Origin of the sequence: Sphingomonas sp. CFBP 13714 (assembly GCF_014842205.1) — a bacterium.
Lineage (GTDB): Bacteria > Pseudomonadota > Alphaproteobacteria > Sphingomonadales > Sphingomonadaceae > Sphingomonas > Sphingomonas aerolata.
This window is the reverse complement of the sequence record NZ_JACYVG010000007.1, coordinates 93408-110308: the sequence shown is the minus strand read 5'-3', so window position 1 is coordinate 110308 and position 16901 is coordinate 93408. Positions and strand designations below refer to the sequence as shown.

The 16901-nt window shown below is 69.3% G+C and carries 13 protein-coding genes; 6 read left to right on the top strand and 7 right to left on the bottom strand.

Translation table 11 applies throughout. From position 1 onward, the window contains the following. Positions 1-13: 13 nt before the first annotated feature. Positions 14-1273 (bottom strand): multidrug effflux MFS transporter, encoded by a 1260-nt coding sequence (locus tag IFT54_RS16060; RefSeq protein ID WP_183935045.1) that lies wholly within the window; start codon positions 1271-1273, stop codon positions 14-16. A gap of 141 nt (positions 1274-1414) precedes the next feature. Between IFT54_RS16060 and IFT54_RS16055 the strand changes: the two genes are divergently transcribed. Next, the gene (locus IFT54_RS16055) at positions 1415-2371 is read left to right on the top strand and encodes an isopenicillin N synthase family dioxygenase (protein WP_192071361.1); all 957 of its coding nucleotides are present in this window, start codon (positions 1415-1417) and stop codon (positions 2369-2371) included. 315 nt (positions 2372-2686) lie between these two features. Here the strand turns inward: IFT54_RS16055 and IFT54_RS16050 are convergent, their stop codons facing one another. The 5 genes from IFT54_RS16050 to hflK all read right to left on the bottom strand — a co-directional run bounded on the left by IFT54_RS16050 (position 2687) and on the right by hflK (position 9937). Beyond that, positions 2687-3919: a M20 metallopeptidase family protein gene (locus tag IFT54_RS16050; protein ID WP_192071360.1), complete on the bottom strand. Its 1233-nt coding sequence runs from the start codon at positions 3917-3919 to the stop codon at positions 2687-2689. A gap of 563 nt (positions 3920-4482) precedes the next feature. Continuing rightward, a complete protein-coding gene (locus tag IFT54_RS16045) occupies positions 4483-6126 on the bottom strand; it encodes a helicase HerA-like domain-containing protein (RefSeq protein WP_192071359.1) in 1644 nt (547 codons plus the stop codon). 110 nt (positions 6127-6236) lie between these two features. Further along, positions 6237-7802, bottom strand: coding sequence for a Do family serine endopeptidase (locus IFT54_RS16040; protein ID WP_192071358.1), 1566 nt, complete (start codon positions 7800-7802; stop codon positions 6237-6239). Between the two features lie 105 nt (positions 7803-7907). After that, positions 7908-8774: a protease modulator HflC gene (hflC, locus tag IFT54_RS16035; protein ID WP_031395778.1), complete on the bottom strand. Its 867-nt coding sequence runs from the start codon at positions 8772-8774 to the stop codon at positions 7908-7910. Further along, positions 8771-9937 carry a protease modulator HflK gene (hflK, locus tag IFT54_RS16030; protein WP_107931848.1) on the bottom strand — a complete coding sequence of 389 codons (1167 nt, stop codon included), beginning with the start codon at positions 9935-9937 and terminating at the stop codon, positions 8771-8773. Before hflK ends, hflC begins: the two co-directional genes overlap by 4 nt. Positions 9938-10006: 69 nt before the next feature. On the opposite strand from hflK, the gene IFT54_RS16025 reads away from it, so the two are divergent. The 4 genes from IFT54_RS16025 (at position 10007) to IFT54_RS16010 (ending at position 12532) form a co-directional block, all read left to right on the top strand. Beyond that, entirely contained in the window at positions 10007-10957 is a 951-nt protein-coding gene (locus IFT54_RS16025) for an Mrp/NBP35 family ATP-binding protein (RefSeq protein WP_192071357.1), read from the top strand. 140 nt (positions 10958-11097) lie between these two features. Next, entirely contained in the window at positions 11098-11541 is a 444-nt protein-coding gene (locus tag IFT54_RS16020) for a CoA-binding protein (RefSeq protein WP_192071356.1), read from the top strand. Between the two features lie 76 nt (positions 11542-11617). Then, complete coding sequence (locus IFT54_RS16015) at positions 11618-11956, top strand: hypothetical protein (RefSeq protein ID WP_192071355.1); 339 nt, start codon at positions 11618-11620, stop codon at positions 11954-11956. Between the two features lie 120 nt (positions 11957-12076). Next, positions 12077-12532, top strand: a complete 456-nt coding sequence (locus tag IFT54_RS16010; RefSeq protein ID WP_192071354.1) for a hypothetical protein — start codon at positions 12077-12079, stop codon at positions 12530-12532. A 127-nt stretch (positions 12533-12659) separates the two neighbouring features. On the opposite strand, the gene IFT54_RS16005 is transcribed toward IFT54_RS16010, so the two are convergent. Then, complete coding sequence (locus tag IFT54_RS16005) at positions 12660-13949, bottom strand: homoserine dehydrogenase (RefSeq protein WP_056409065.1); 1290 nt, start codon at positions 13947-13949, stop codon at positions 12660-12662. A 98-nt stretch (positions 13950-14047) separates the two neighbouring features. On the opposite strand from IFT54_RS16005, the gene IFT54_RS16000 reads away from it, so the two are divergent. After that, positions 14048-16795, top strand: a complete 2748-nt coding sequence (locus IFT54_RS16000) for a [protein-PII] uridylyltransferase (protein WP_192071353.1) — start codon at positions 14048-14050, stop codon at positions 16793-16795. Positions 16796-16901 lie beyond the last annotated feature (106 nt).

Genomic DNA, 16901 nt, shown 5'->3' with positions numbered 1-16901 from the left:
GTGCCCGGTTCCGTCACTCGGCCGGTTTGACGACGATCGCAGGCCGGAACAGGCGGCCCCGTTCCGTCAGCGCGACGACTGCCAGCGCGGCGAGCCCCGCGAGCAGGAAGCCGAGCACCAGCGGCACCGTCGTCCCGTCGAACGCCTGGCCGATCACCGCGCCGATCACCGCGCCCGCGGTGACGCTGACGAACCCCTGCACGCTCGACGCGGTGCCGGCGATCCGCCCCATATTCTCCATCGCCATCGCCGAGAAATTCGACGTCGCCAGCCCGAAACAGCCGAGCGTCAGCGCCTGGAACACCGCAAAGCTGGTGAGCGATTCCCAGTCCGCCTCGATCGCGCCCAGATGCACCAGCGACACCAGGATGAGCCCCGACAGCGCGCAGTGGCTGATCAGCCGCGTGCCGAGCTTCATCACGATCCGCGAATTCATCAGATTGGCCGCCGCCATCGTCACCGAGGTAACGGCGAAGATCAGCGCGAGCAGGTCGGGCTTGGCGAACACGTCCGCCATGATCTGCTGGATCGAGTTGAGATAACCGTACAGCGACCCCATCAGCGCGGTCGCCGCCAGCGTATAGCCGAGCGACAGCCGGTCGCTAAGCGTCTGCCGCCAGTCCGACAGGATCCGCGCCGGCGTGATCGGCAGGACGTTCTCGGGCGCCAGCGTCTCGGGCATCCGGACCCAGAACCAGGCGAGCACGACCAGCGTCAGGCCTGCGATCACCCAGAAGATCGCGCGCCAGTCGCCGAACTGCAGCACGCTCCAGCCGAAGGTCGGCGCCAGGATCGGCACGATCATGAACACCATGAACGCGATCGACATCACCCGCGCCATCGCCCGCCCGTGATAACAATCCCGCACCAGCGCGATCGTCGCGACCCGCGCCGCCGCGATCACCGCCCCGCCTGCGACCCGCGCGATCAGCAGCAATGTGAAGCTCCCCGCCAGCGCGCAGGCGACATTGGCGAGCGCGTACAGCCCCAGCGACCAGAGCAGCACCGTGCGGCGCCCGAACCGGTCGGCGAGCGGCCCGTGGACGAGCTGCGCGACGCCGAAGCCGATGACGAACGCGGTCACGATATATTGCCGGCTGTTCTCGCTCGCGATCCCCAGCGACTCGCCGATCGCGGGCAGCGCGGGCAGCATCGAATCGATCCCCAGCGCGGTCAGCGACATGAGGGCTGCGACCAGCGCCACGAACTCGACAAAGCCGATCGGCGCGCCGCGCATCGCGGGCGCGTCGGATACTGGGGTTTCTGCGGTCATGATGCGGCGCCCTACCGCGTTATCGCTACCTACGAAACCCGCTATCCACCCCGCCACAGCCGCCACGCGAAATCCCGCCAGGCAATTGGCACCGCCCCCCCGCGTCGCTATATCGACGCTCCCCTATCCGGACATCCTTCCATGCTCGACAGCCCCGCCGCCCAGGTTTCCACGCTCAGCCTCGCCGATCAGGCGCGCGACCCCGACGGCTTTGCCGCCGCGCTCGGCAACTCGTTCGAACGCTTCGGTTTTGCGATCGTCGCCAATCACGGCATCCCGACCGAGCTGATCGACCAGGCCTGGGCCGAGACCAAGGCGCTGTTCGAGCTGCCCGAGGACGAGAAGCGCGGCTATTTCGCCCCCGGCGGCGGCGGCGCACGCGGCTACACCCCGTTCAAGACCGAGATCGCCAAGGACGCGAAAGTCGTCGACCTCAAGGAATTCTGGCATGTCGGCCGCGAGCTCCCCGCCGGCCACCGCTACGAGGCGCAGATGTCGCCGAACGTCTGGCCGACCCGGCCCGAGGGCTTCAAGCCGGTCTTCCTCGACCTGTTCAAGGCGTTCGACACCGCGGGCGACAAATTGCTCTCCGCGATCGCGCGCCACCTGAAGCTCGCGCCCGACTGGTTCGACCCCGCGGTCAAGGACGGCAACAGCGTCCTGCGCCTGCTCCACTACCCGCCGATCCCCGCCGATGCCGAGGGCGTCCGCGCCGGCGCGCATGAGGACATCAACCTCATCACCCTGCTGCTCGGTGCGGAGGAGGCGGGCCTCGAACTGCTCGACCGCGCGAACGGCCGCTGGCTGTCGATCAAGCCGCCCGAGGGTGCGATGGTCGTCAATGTCGGCGACATGCTCCAGCGGCTGACCAACCACGTCCTGCCCTCGACCACGCACCGCGTCGTCAACCCGCCGCCCGAGCGCCGCGGCCATTCGCGCTACTCGATGCCGTTCTTCCTGCATCCCGCGCCGGATTTCCTGATTCAGACGCTGCCGGCGACGATCACCGCGGAAAACCCCAACCGCTACCCCACCCCGATCACCGCGCACGACTATCTCTACGAACGCCTGGTAGAGATCGGCCTGATCAAGAAGTAACCGCCCCGCACACCCCCCACTCCACCCCGGCGAAGGCCGGGGCCCAGTTGGGGGACGGCAGTAACCCCGGACACCGCTCCGTTACGCCGACCTCTCCACCTGGACCCCGGCCTCCGCCGGCGTGGCGAGACACGTGCGGCCTGCCCCCCCTCAACCACCCCGGCGAAGGCCGGGGCCCAGTTGGGGGACGGTGATAACGTCGGACACCGCTCCGTTACACAGCCCTCCCACCTGCGCCCCGGCCTTCGCCGGGGAGGGGCAACAGGGTGGCGCGCGCGCTCCCCCGGATCAGTCCGGCGGAGCGCACGCCCCCCCTCAATCGAACCCGTTCGCCAGAAACCGCTCCGCCACCGCGCAGTGCACCGCGATCCCGTGCGCCATCACCCGCTCGTCGATCGTCATCTTCGTATTGTGCAGCGGCGGATTGGTCCGCGGGTCGCTCCCCTCGGGCGCCGCGCCGATGAACGCCATCGCCCCCGGCAGCTTCTGCAGCACGTAGGAGAAATCCTCCGCGCCCATCATCGGCGGCATCACCTGATACGCGCCCTCGCCGCCGATCGTCGTCGCCACCGCCTTGATCAGATCGGTCGCGCGCGGATCGTTCACGGTGACGGGATAACCCTGCTCGATCGTCGGCGTCCCGACCGCACCATGCGCCGCGGCGATCCCCTCGACCATCCGCACGAACGCCGCGCGCAGCTGTTCGCGCGTCCGCTCGGACAAGGTCCGCATCGTCCCCAGCATCTCGACGCTCGACGGGATGACGTTGTGCGCCGACCCCGCGTTGAGCTTGGTGATCGACAGCACCGCCGGATCCGTCACCGCCACCTGTCGCGCGACATAGGTCTGCAGCGCGGTGACGATCTCGCATGCGATCGGCAGCGGATCGAGGCAGTCGTGCGGCATCGCCGCATGCCCGCCGCGCCCGGTGATCGTCGCGCGCAGCGTGTCGGTCGACGCCATCAGCGTCCCCGACCGGCTGACGACATGCCCCATCGGCATGTTGGGCGAGATGTGCAGCGCGAACCCCGCCTCGGGCAATGGCGCATCGAGCAGCCCGTCGGCGATCATGTGCCGCGCGCCGTGATGCCCCTCCTCGCCCGGCTGGAACATGAACACGACGGTACCCGGCAACTCGTCCCGCCGCGCGCACAGCGCCTTGGCCGCGCCGACCAGCATCGCGGTATGCGAATCATGCCCGCACGCATGCATCGCCCCGTCGACCTTCGACGCGAACGGCAAGCCGGTCTCCTCCTGCATCGGCAACGCATCCATGTCGCCGCGCAGCAGCACGGTCCGCCCATTGCCCCCCGCGGTACCGCCGCCCCGCCCGCCGCGCAGGATCGCGACGAACCCGGTGGTCGAGGTCGCCTCGCGGATCTCGAGCGGCAGCCCCGCCAGCGCCGCCTTCACCTTGTCCGATGTGCGCGGACAGTGCAGCCCGACCTCGGGATCCGCATGGATCGCGCGCCGCAACTCGATCGCCGCATCCAGACTCTCCTCACCGATCGCGGCCCAGTCGGTGGTGGATTCGAAATCGAGCGACATGATCGGGTACCTTTGCAAGACGTGGTGCACCGGCCCGGCCAACGCCCGGCCCGTGCCGATACCCCCCTATACCACAGCCCCCCACCCCCTCCACCACCTCGCTCCCCCCCTTGTGTCCCCGCAAAGGCGGGGACCCAGTCTGGGCACCCGCCTTCGCGGGTGACCATGGGGGAGGACACGCCACCCCCCAAAGAGCGCCACCACCCCGGCGAAGGCCGGGGCCCAGTTGGGGGACGCCAGTGATGCAGGACAGCGCTCCGTTACTCCAACCTCCCCAACTGGGCCCCGGCCTCCGCCGGGGTGGTATGCGCGAGATCACACGCCCCCGCTCCCCGTTGTGTCCCCGCGAAGGCGGGGACCCAGTCTGGGCACCCGCCTTCGCGGGTGAACACACGGGGGCACGCCAGCCCCCCAAAACGCGCCACCACCCCGGCGAAGGCCGGGGCCCAGTTGGGGGACGCCAGTGATGCAGGACAGCGCTCCGTTACAGCGACCTCCCCAACTGGGCCCCGGCCTCCGCCGGGGTGGTATGCGCGGAAGCAGGAGCGTCACCCCACCCCCGATCACCCCCGAAACAACCCTCCCAGCACCCCGCGCAGCACGCTCCCCACAAGACCACCCCCCGACGCCCCGCCGCGCGACCGCGACCGGCTGCTCGTCCCGAACACCTGTTTCCCGATCTCGTTCGCCACCTGCCGCCCGATCGACGAGCTCGCCGCGCGCGTCGCGGAACTCGCCATCTTCGCCCAGGGCGAATCCGCCGCCTCGCGCTCCGCCGCGCGCTCCAACCGCTCCGCCTCGCGCTCCGCCGCCCGCGCCTCCCGCGCCGCCTTCGCGTCGAGCTTCGCCTGCGCCACCGCCGCCTTCTCCGCCGCGGTCGTCGCCTTCGCCTCGGCCGCCGCCGCGCTCGCCGCCTCGGTCTTCGCCGCGAGCAGCTCCTCCGCCGACTCGCGATCGACCAGCGTGTCGTATTTCGCCCCGATCGCATCCGTCTCGATCATCACCGCGCGCTCGGCGGGCGTGATCGGCGCGACCCGCGACACCGGCGGCTTGATCAGCGTGCGCGCGACCGGCGTCGGCGACCCGTCCGCCTGCAACAGCGACACCAGGGCCTCGCCCACCTTCAGCTCGGTGATCGCGGTCGCGACATCGACTCCCGGATTCGCCCGGAACGTCTCCGCCGCCGAGCGCACCGCCGCCTGGTCGCGCGGCGTGAACGCGCGCAGCGCATGCTGCACCCGGTTGCCCAGCTGCCCCGCGATCGTCTCGGGGATGTCGATCGGGTTCTGCGTTATGAAATACACGCCCACGCCCTTCGACCGGATCAGCCGCACGACCTGCGCGATCGTGTCGAGCAGCGCCTTGGGCGCGGCATCGAACAGCAGATGCGCCTCGTCGAAGAAGAAGCACAGCACCGGCTTGTCGGGATCGCCGATCTCCGGAAGCTGTTCGAACAGCTCGCTCATCAGCCACAGCAGGAAGGTCGAATAGAGCTTGGGGCTCGCCATCAGCTTGTCCGCGGCGAGGATGTTGACCAGCCCCCGCCCGCGATCGTCGACGCCGATGAAATCACGCAATTCGAGCGCGGGCTCGCCGAAGAAATGCTCCGCGCCCTGGCTGCGCAACTGGAGCAGCGCACGCTGGATCGCGCCGATCGACTGTTTCGACACGTTGCCGTACGTCGTCGTCAGCTCGTCCGCCCGCCCCGCGCACTCGCTCAGCATCGCCTGCAGATCGTCGAGATCGATCAGCAGCAGCCCTTCGGTGTCCGCGACATGGAAGGCGATCGTCAGCACCCCCTCCTGCACCTCGTTGAGATCCAGCAGCCGCGCGAGCAGCACCGGCCCCATCTCGCTGATCGTCGTGCGGATCGGATGCCCCTGCTCGCCGAACAGGTCCCAGAACTGCACCGGCGTGTCCGCATAGGCCCAGCCGTCATCGCCGATCGCCCTCGCGCGCTCGGCAAAGATCGCATGCGTCTTCGCGGTCGGCGATCCCGCCATGGCGAGCCCCGACAGGTCGCCCTTCACGTCCGCGACGAAGCACGGCACGCCGTTCGCCGAAAACCCCTCGATGATCCCCTGCACGGTCACGGTCTTGCCCGTGCCCGTCGCGCCCGCGATCAGCCCGTGCCGGTTCGCGCGTCTGAGTTCGAGCGTCTGCCGCGTACCGTCCGCGCTCGCGCCGATGAAGATGCCGTCGCCCATGCTGCTATGTCCTCGCTGTCGATCCCGATCCTAACCCCGCGCCCCGCAAAGAAAAAGGACCGCCGCTCGGGTGAGCGACGGTCCTTCGGGACACGCGAGTGTCGGGTGGATTACTTGATCTTGACCGGCAGGAACTGCGCCGGCCCGCGCCCGCGCTTGACCTGCAACAGCACCTGGGGGCGCCCGGCGGCCTTGGCCGTCGTGACCGCGCCCTGCAGCTCGGTTGCGCTGCGCACCGGCGTGCCGTTGACCGAGATGATCACGTCGCCACGCTTGAGCTTGCCGAACGCATCGCTCGTCTGCGCGACGGCCGCGATCACCACGCCCTGCGTGCCCGCCTCGACGCCGACCGCCTGCGCGATCGCCGGGGTCAGCGGCTGGACGCCGATCCCGAGCGCCGCACCCGCGGTCGGTGCCGCACCGGTCGCTGCATCATCGTCATCGCCGTCGTCGGTGCCAAAGCCCTGCGCGTCACCGCCCAGCGTCGCCGCCAGCTTGTCAGCGCTCGGCCGCGGCACGACGACCACGTTCGCGCTCGTCGGCTTGCCGTTGCGCAGGATGTCGAGCCGCGCGGTCTGGCCGGGCTTCACGTTCGACACGAGGTAGGACAGCGACTGGTCGACCGTGACCACCTGGCCGTTGACCTTGGTCACCACGTCGCCCGCGCGCACGCCGGCGCGCGCCGCAGGCCCGCCCGCGGTGACGTCGTTGATCAGCTCGCCCTGATTCTTGGCGATGCCGAGCGCTGCGGCGGTATCCTCGTCGATCGTGCCGCCACGGCCCAGCGTCACGCCGATATAGCCACGCTCGATCGTGCCACCCTTCATGAAGGTCGCGATGATCGGCTTGGCGGTCGCCGCGGGGATCGCGAAGCCGATCCCGATATTGCCGCCCGACTGGCTGAAGATCTGCGAATTCACGCCGATCACATTGCCGTTCAGGTCGAACATCGGCCCGCCCGAATTGCCCTGGTTGATCGACGCGTCGGTCTGGATGAAGCGGTCATACGCGCCGCCCTGTCCGGTGACGCGGTTGATCGCCGAGATGATCCCCGCGGTCACCGTGCCGCCCAGCCCGAACGGCTCGCCGATCGCGACGACCCAGTCGCCGACGCGCGCGCCGTTCGAATCGCCGAACTTGACGAAGGGCAGGTTGGGCGCGTCGATCTTCAGCAGCGCCAGGTCCGATTCCTGGTCCTTGCCGATGACCTTGGCGACATATTCCTTCTTGTTGCTCAGCGTCACCGTGATCGAATCGACCGTCGCGCCCTGCGCGCCCGGCGAGATCACGTGATTGTTGGTAACGACATAGCCGTCCGCCGAGATCAGGAAGCCCGAGCCGAGCGACGCGCCCTCGCGCTTGACCGGCGGGCCACCCTGCGGACCGCCGCCCATGCCGCCGAACAGCTCGCCGAACGGCGTGCCCGCGAACGGGTTGGCCTGCTGCTTCTGGACGATCGTCTGCTTGGTCGAGATGTTCACGACCGCGGGCTGGAGCCGCGCGACCATGTCGGCAAAGCTCATCGGCGCGCCGGGCTTGGGCACGACCGCCTGGATCGCGCCAGGTTCGTTCTGGGCGACCTGGCCGGTCCCCGAAGCGGTGCCGGGCTGGAGCGCGAGCGTCGCGGTCGCGCCGCCGAGCAGTAGAGCGCTGGTAATGCCGTAGGCGTAACGCACTGGATATTGTCCTCTCGTTTCATCGTCCGAAACCGGGGTTTCATCGCCGATTACGGCTGAACGACGCTTGAATATGAACGGGTGTTCAGAGCAAGCTCACGGGCTTTAACGCCCGCGGCCCTCGAATTCCCGCAGATAGCTGTTGTTCGGCGAAAGAATTATCGACGTCGATCCTTCGGGTGCCGGACCGCCATCTGCCCCGAACGTGTGCCGGTAGGACTGCATGGCCCGATAGAAGTCGTAGAAGTCGGCATCCTTGCCAAAACTCTCGGCATAGATCTTCGCCGAATCGGCATCCGCCTGCGCGCGGACGATCTGCGCCTGCTTCTGGCCCTCGGCACGGATCGTGATCGCCTCCTGCTGGCGTGCGCTCGACATGCGCTTGAGCGCGCTTTCGAGCGGCAGGCCGACGGGCAGGTTCGCCTGCTTGATCCGCACGTCGACGATCTCGACGCCGTACTGGCTCGCGACGCGCTGCAACCCGGTCTGGATATTGTCCATCAGCTCGGACCGCTCGGGGCTGAGCAGTTCGACGAAGCGCCGCTTGCCCAGCTCGTTGCGCAGCGCCGACCCCAGGATCGGGCGCAGCTGGTCGGGGATGCGTTCCTCGCTGCCGACCGCGTTGCGCATCTTGCGCGGGTCGACGACGCGGTAGCGTGCATAGGCATCGACCTCGAGCCGCAGCTGGTCGGTCGACAGCACCAGCGTGTTATCGAGCTCGATGTCCTGCACGCGCTTGTCGATCCACACGATGCGGTCGATGAACGGCACGCGCGCGATCAGCCCGGCACCGGTCTGGCCGAAGGGCTGGCCGGGCGCATAGGCGTTGACCGTCCGGATCGGCTGGCCGAACCGCAGGATCACCGCCTGCTGCGTTTCCGGCACGATCGCAAAGCTCGCCGCGGCAAGGATCACGAGCACCAGCGCGATCGCGCCCGCGATCAGCGGGTTACGCCAGGTCAGGCCGTTCACTGGGCGGCTCCCGGCTGGGCGGCGGCGGCGGCCGCAGCCGGCGCGGGCGTCGCCGGCTGGGCGGCGCGCGGCGCGACCTCCGGATCGGCGAGCCGCTTGCCGTTGCGCAACGGCAGATAGGGGACGACGCCGCCCGGGGTCTCGACGATCGTCTTGTCGCTCTTGGCCAATACCGCTTCCATGGTCTCGTAATACATCCGTCGACGCGTCACCTCGGGGGCGAGGCGATATTGCTCATAGACCTTGTCGAACGATGCGGCCTCGCCCTGCGCGCGCGCCACGACCTGCTGCGCATAGGAGCGCGACTGGTTGAGGTTGGCGATCGCCTCCTGCTGCGCCGCGGTCACCGCGTTGAAGTCCTCGACGATCTGCGCGGGCGCGGCGGCCTGCTTGATCGCGACGCCCTGGATGCGGACGCCCGACTTATAGTCGTTCAGGATCTGCTGGGTCAGCTCGGCGACGCGCTGCTCGATCACCGTGCGGCCCGTGCCGATCGCCTGCTCCAGCGTCGTCGTCGCGACCACCGCGCGCATCGCGCTCTCGGCCGCGGCGCGTACCGTGGTGTTCGGCTCGGCGAGCTGGAACACGTAGTCGCGCGGATCGGCGATGTCCCAGCGCACCGAATAGGCCAGATCGATGATGTTCTGGTCGCCGGTCAGCGTCAGGTTCTCGCCGTCGCCGACGGGGAAATTGTCGGTGCGGATATTCTGCACGTCGACCACCTCGACGCTCGCGATCGGCGCGGGCGGGGTCAGGCGGATGCCCGGGTCAAGCGTGCCGGCATATTTGCCGAAATAGGTGACGACACCGCGCTGCTGCGGCCCGATCTGGTGGAACGACGTAAACAGAAGCCACAGGACCACGATCACCGCCACCGCGATCGCCCACAGCGCGCGCGCATTGGCACCCGTCGGCAGGCCGCCGAAACCGCCGCCGCTGCTGCCGCCGCCGCCACCGCCGCCCGAGACCCGCGCCTTTTTCAGGAATTCGTCGAGCGCGCTCGGCTTGCCCGTCGGCTTGCGACCGCCGGGGGGCAGCGCCCAGGGATTGCGGGGGCCGCCGCCCTCGCCGGCATTGTCGTCACCCGAGCCGCCCCAGGGGCCCTTTGGCGTTTCGACGGCGAGAATGGGGGGACGCCGGAGCCAGCGCGTAAAGATCGTCATCCAACCTTTATAGGTGTGCCATCGCGGAAAAACAGTGCCAAGCGCCCGCCACGGGCCTATCTGGCGGCGATGATCGACATTCAAGCGGTAAAGGCGGCGATTGCCGCAGTGGCGGGCACGCGCGCCACGGTGCGACTCGAAGGAACCCGCCTCGGCGTGGTCGTCGATGCGACCGGGCTCGACCCGAAGGCGCGCGACGCGCTCGAGGCGACGGTGAAGATGGCCGCGACCGCGCCGGGCGTCGGCGAGGTGCGCGTGGTCATGACCGCCGAACGCACCACCCGCCGGCTGATCGCGGTCGCCAGCGGCAAGGGCGGGGTCGGCAAATCGACGCTGTCCGCCAACCTCGCCATCGCGCTGTCCAGGGCCGGGCGCCGCGTCGGCCTCGTCGACGCGGACATTTACGGCCCGTCGCAGCCGCGGCTGATGGGGGTCGAGGGCACCCGCCCGACCGCGAAGGACAAGGTGCTCGACCCGGTCCCCACCCCCTACGGCGTCCCCCTCCTGTCGATGGGCCAGCTCGTTGATCCCGGCCGCGCGCTCGCCTGGCGCGGGCCGATGGCGGCGGGCGCGCTCGGCCAGCTGGTCGAGGCGGACTGGGGCGCAACCGACACGCTGGTGCTCGACCTTCCTCCCGGCACCGGCGACGTCCAGCTGACGATGGTCCAGAAATACCGTCCCGCGGGCGCGATCATCGTCTCGACCCCGCAGGATCTCGCGCTGATCGACGCGCGCCGCGCGATCGACCTGTTCGAAAAGGCCGGCATCCCGATCATCGGGCTGGTCGAGAACATGGCGGGCTATGTCTGCCCGCATTGCGGCGAGAGTTCGGATCCGTTCGGCAACGGCGGTGCCGAAGCGGCGGCGCGGGAGCTCGGCATCGCGTTCCTCGGCCGCGTCCCGCTGACGCTGTCGATCCGCACCGCCTCCGACGCGGGAACGCCGCCCGCGGCCGAGCCCGACGACGTGATCTTCGCCGCCCTCGCCGCTCAGGTCGTCGCATGGATTGGAAAAATGTGAAACGTTTTGGGGCCCGCGCCGTTGTGCTGTTACCGGTCGTGCCTGGCGCGTAGAGCTACGGCACGAGCGGACCAGGATTCCAGCCACCCGACCGGTCTATGTAAAGACCCGGACGGGTGCTCCCCGAAGAGGACGCCGCGATGCCTCTTACCGCCGATTCCGATATCAAGGCGCTGCTCGAAAACGCGCGCACGATCGCGCTGGTCGGCGCCTCCGACCGCCCCGACCGCCCCTCCTACGGCGTGATGGCGCGGATGCAGGCGCACGGCTACCGCGTCATCCCGGTCAATCCGCAGATCACCGGCGAGCACATCCACGGCGAATTCGTCTTCCGCGAACTCGCCCAGCTCGGCGACCAAATCGACATCGTCGACATCTTCCGCAATTCCGCCGCCGCGGGCGAGGCCGTCGACCAGGCGATCGCGATCGGTGCGAAAGCGGTGTGGATGCAGCTCGGCGTGATCAACGAGGCTGCCGCCGCCCGCGCCGAAGCCGCCGGGCTTCAGGTCGTCATGGACCGCTGCCCCGCGATCGAAATCCCCCGGCTCGGCGTCGCCAGAATAGATCGGGATCCGACCGACTGACGCTTGCGGCTCGCCTGCGCGTGCGTCACCCTCGCGACGAGCTTCGTATCGGCCCATCGCGTATCGGGGACAGGTCATGTTCGCCTTGCTTCTGGCTCTCGTTCAGGACCCGCTGCTCGCCAAGGCCAGCGAGCGACTCGCCGCCGAACCCCGCTGCGTCATCGATCCCGCCTCGACCGACATCACCGTCTGCGGCCTGCGCCAGGCGGATCGGTTCCGCGTGCCGTTCGTCGAGCACGACCCCGGCGATCCGCGCCACGAAAGCCTCGCCGCGGAACGCGTCCGGCTGCTCAACGCGCGCACCCCGGTCCAGGACATGGGCCCGTTCCAGGTCGGCGGCGGCATGGCCGGCGTGTCGGTCGGCATCGGCGCGGCGGGCGTCACCGCCGGCGGCCTCCGCAAACCCGCACCCTGACCCCCGCGCCATCACGCCCCCGCCATCAGCCCCCCGCCATCTGGACAGTGGCAAGACGCCCCGATCGGGTCCATGCTCCGCCGATGCCAGTGATCACCGCAAACCGTTGAGGCGCCGTCGATGATTCTCGTCACCCTGCTCGCGCTCGCACAGGCCGGCGCTACACCTGCGGCCAAGCCCGCCGCCACACAGGTATCGTCCGCCCCGACCGAGAAGAGCTGGTCGATCCTCAATCCCCCCGACTGCCCGGTGGTGAAGGAGGGCGACAAGACGATCACCGTCTGCGCGCCCGGCACCCAATCGGGCCCGCGCCTCCCGCTCCCCGACTGGGGCCCGCCCGACCGCCCCGTCGCCTCCAACCCGAACATGACCGCGATCCGCGCACTCTCGCTCGAGGGCACGCCCTGCGCCGCGACCCAGAGCGGCTGCCAGTCCGGCTTCGGCCCGCCGATCGTCCCCCTCATCGCCGGCGCCGTCGCGCTCGCCAAGAGCGCCTTCGCCAGAAAACCCGACAAGACCGGCCGCATCGCCATCGACCTGTCCGACCCCGCACCCCCGCCCCCCGCGCGGCCGTAACGCACCGCCGTCATCCTGACGAAAGTCAGGATCCAGAGCCACACAGTGCAGCCCTCCGCCACCCTGAATCCTGACCTTCGTCAGGATGACGGCAAAACGTGGCACACCCGCATGCCCACCCCCAAAATCACCCCAGAATATGCATCCACAACGGCTGCCCCACGAGACTCTGCGACCCCCGCAATTTCTCCAGCGCCTGCGCGACAGACCGTTCCGGCCCCTCATGCGTCACGATCGCGACGAGCACGCTGCCGTCCGCCATCGCGCCGCGCTGGATCAGGCTCTCGATCGAGACGCCCGCGTCGCGCATCGCCGCGGCGATCTCGGCCAGCACGCCGACCCGGTCCGCGACCGTGAAGCGCAGATAGGCGCGCCCGCGCCGTTCGCCGCTGTCCGCGGTCGCCGCCGCGACCAGCGACGCCGCCGGCATCGCATAGGGCGGCCCGTATTCGCCGCGCGCAATGTCGATCAGGTCCGCGACCACCGCGCTCGCGGTCGGCCCGTCGCCCGCGCCCGCACCCTGGAACAGCAGCCGCCCGACGAAATTGCCCTCCGCGACCACGGCATTGAGCGACCCCGTCACATGCGCGAGCGGATGGTCGACCGGCACCAGATGCGCATGCACGCGCTGGAACAGCCCGTCGGGCCCGTCCTCCGCCAGTCCGAGCAGCCGCACGCGGTAGCCCAAAGCCGCCGCCTCGGCGATGTCCGCGCCCAGCAAATGCCGGATGCCGCTCGCCGCCACCGCGTCGAACGCCGGCCGCGTCCCGAACGCGATCGAGGCGAGGATCGACAGCTTGTGCGCCGCATCCACCCCGTCGATGTCGAAGCTCGGATCCGCCTCGGCAAAGCCCAGCGCCTGCGCCTCGGCGAGGATCTCGGCGAAATCGCGCCCCTCCGCCTCCATCTTGCTCAGGATGAAATTGCACGTCCCGTTGAGGATCCCGTAGACCCGCCCGATCGCGTTCGCCGCCGCGCCCTCGCGCAGGCCCTTGATGACCGGGATCCCGCCCGCGACCGCCGCCTCGAACTTCAACGCGACGCGCGCCGCCTCCGCCGCGGTCGCCAGCTCATAGCCGTGATGCGCGAGCATCGCCTTGTTCGCGGTGACGAACGACTTGCCCGCGGCGAGCGTCGAGCGTGCGAGCGTCAGCGCGGGACCGTCCGATCCGCCGATCAGCTCGACGACGACATCGACGTCCGCCTGCTGCGCCAGCGCGGTCGTGTCGTCGACCCAGGCGAACCGCGTCAGATCGACGCCGCGATCCTTGTAGCGGTCGCGCGCCGACACCGCGACGACCTCGATCGCGCGCCCGGCCCGTCTGGCGATCAGCTCGCGGTTCGCGTCGAGCAGCCGGATGACGCCGCCCCCCACGGTTCCCAGGCCCGCCAGTCCCACGCGCAACGCTTCGCTCATCGTCTTCCTTTCGCCAAACCCGCGCGAAGACCTAGGGTTCGGGAAGGATTCCCGCAATCAAGATGACGAATGGCGCCGCGCGCCCTATCTGGTCCCGCATGACCGGCCGCTTCGATCACCTGCCCAACCGCCGCGCGATCATCGATCGCCGCGCGGTCGCCGACACCATCGCCGCGCTGGACGAGACCGACCCGGTCGCGCTCGGCCGCCAGGCGACGATCCTGCTCAAGGCCGCGCTCGACGCGGGCCGGGTCGAGGTCGCCAAGCGGCTCGCCGAACATCCCAGCCGCGGGCTCGAGGTGTCGAGCGCGCAGGCCTATCTGATCGACCAGCTGCTCCGCCTGCTGTTCGATTTCACCACCACCCGGCTGCACCCTGCGCCCGCGCCCACCCCCGACGACCGGCTCACGCTGATCGCGGTCGGCGGCTATGGCCGCGGCGAGATGGCGCCGCATTCGGATGTCGATATCGGCTTCCTCACGCCGGGCAAGCAGACCCCGCGGGTCGAACGCATCATCGAATCGATGCTCTACACGCTCTGGGATCTCGGCCTGAAGCTCGGCCAGTCCAGCCGCTCGCTCGACGAGATGATCCGCCAGGCCAAGGCCGACATCACCGTCCGCACCGCCTTGCTCGAGGCGCGCTACGTCACCGGCGACATGGATCTTTACGAAGAGGCGTCGCGCCGGTTCAAGGTCGAGGTCCAGGCGGATACCGCGCGCGCGTTCATCGCCGACAAGCTCGTCGAGCGCGACCTGCGCCACCGCAAGATGGGCGACACGCGCTATGTCGTCGAACCCAACGTCAAGGAGGGCAAGGGCGGCCTGCGCGATCTCCACGCGCTCTTCTGGATCGGCAAGTATATCTACGACGTCCAGCGCGCGGCACAGCTCGTCGATGTCGGGCTGTTCACCAAGGCGGAATATCGCCTCTTCCACCGCGCCGACAATTTCTTCCAGGCGGTGCGCTGCCACCTCCACAGCATCACCGGTCGCGCCGAGGACCGGCTGACCTTCGACGTCCAGCGCGAGATCGCCGACCGGATGCGCTTCTCCGACCGCCCGGGCAAGCCGAAGGTCGAGCGCTTCATGCATTTCTACTTTCTCCAGGCGAAGACCGTCGGCGACCTGACCGGCGTCTTCCTCGCGCATCTCGACGAGAAATTCGCCGCGCGCGGCCGCCGCTTCGGGCTGCCGACGATCCGCCGCAGCCCGCGCCGCCTCAACGGCTTCGTCCTCGACCGCGGGCGGCTCGCCTTGCCCGACGACGACTTCTTCCGCGCAAGTCCGGTCCGGCTGATCGAGATCTTCCAGCTCGCCGACCGCAACACGCTCGAGATCCACCCGCTCGCGATGCGCGCGGCCGCCCGCGACGTGAAGCTCGTCGACGACATCCGCGACGATCCCACCGCCAACGCGCTGTTCCTCGATGTCCTCAGCTCGCCGCGCGATCCCGAACTCGTCCTGCGCTGGATGAACGAGACCGGCGTCTTCGGCCGGTTCGTGCCCGATTTCGGCCGCGTCGTCGCGCAGATGCAGTTCGACATGTACCACCACTACACCGTCGACGAACACACGATCCGCGCGCTCGGCCTGCTCGCGCGGATCGAGAATGGCGCTTTGAAGGACGACCATCCGCTCGCCAGCGCGATCTTCCGCCAGATCGTCTCGCGCCGCGTCCTCTATGTCGCGGTGCTGCTCCACGACATCGCCAAGGGCCGCGGCGGCGATCACTCGATCCTCGGCGCCGAAGTCGCGCAGCGCCTCTGCCCGCGCTTCGGCCTGAGCCCTGCGGAGACCGAGACCGTCGCCTGGCTCGTCCGCTGGCATCTGCTGATGTCCGCGACCGCGTTCAAGCGCGACCTGTCGGACTTTAAGACGATCCTCGACTTCTGCGACGTGGTGCAGAGCCCCGAGCGGCTGCGCCTCCTGCTCGTCCTCACCATCGTCGATATCCGCGCGGTCGGCCCGGGCGTCTGGAACGGCTGGAAGCGGCAATTGCTCGGCGACCTCTATGAATCCGCCGAGGAGGTGCTCCGGCTCGGCCACAAGCAGAAGGGTCGCGCCGAACGCATCGCCGCCAAGCACGAGACGCTCCACGCCGCTCTCGGCTGGAGCGACGCCGAGTTCGCCGCGTTCGTCCGCCGCATGCCCGAGGCCTATTGGATCGCCGAGCCCGAGGATGTACTCGTCCACAATGCCCGCTTCCTCGCCGGCACCGGCGACGCGCAGCTCGCGATCGACGCGCATGTCTATCCGGGCCGCGGCGCGACTCTGGTGACGATCTACGCCGCGGATCATCCCGGGCTCTTCTACCGCATCGCCGGCGCGATCCATGTCGCAGGCGGCAACATCATCGACGCGCGGATCCACACCACGCGCGACGGCATGGCGGTCGACAATTTCCTCGTCCAGGATCCGTTCGGCCGCCCGTTCGACGGCAGCGAACAGCTCGCCCGGCTCAAGACCGCGATCGAGGATGCGCTCGCCAACCGCGGCAAGCTCGCCGACCGCCTCGTCGCCAAGCCCCTCCCGCGCGCGCGCGCCGAGGCGTTCGACATCGTCCCCAACGCGATGATCGACAACCGCGCCTCGAACCGCTTCACCGTGGTCGAGGTCAACGCCCGCGACGGCCCCGCCCTGCTCAACCGGCTCGCCCAGGCGCTGTTCCAGTCGAAGGTGACGATCCACTCCGCGCATGTCGCGACGTACGGCGAACGCGCGGTCGACACCTTCTACATCACCGACCTCACCGGCGACCGCATCACCGCCCCCGCCCGACTGAAGACGCTCGAACGCCGCCTGCTCGCGGCGGCCGCCGGCAAGCAACTCGACCTCGCCGCCTGACTAATCGTCATCCTCCCCCTCCCGTCATCCCCCTTTTCTTTTCGTCATCCTGACGAAAATCAGGACCCAGAGCCACAAAGGCCACCCCCCGTAACCCTGGGTCCCG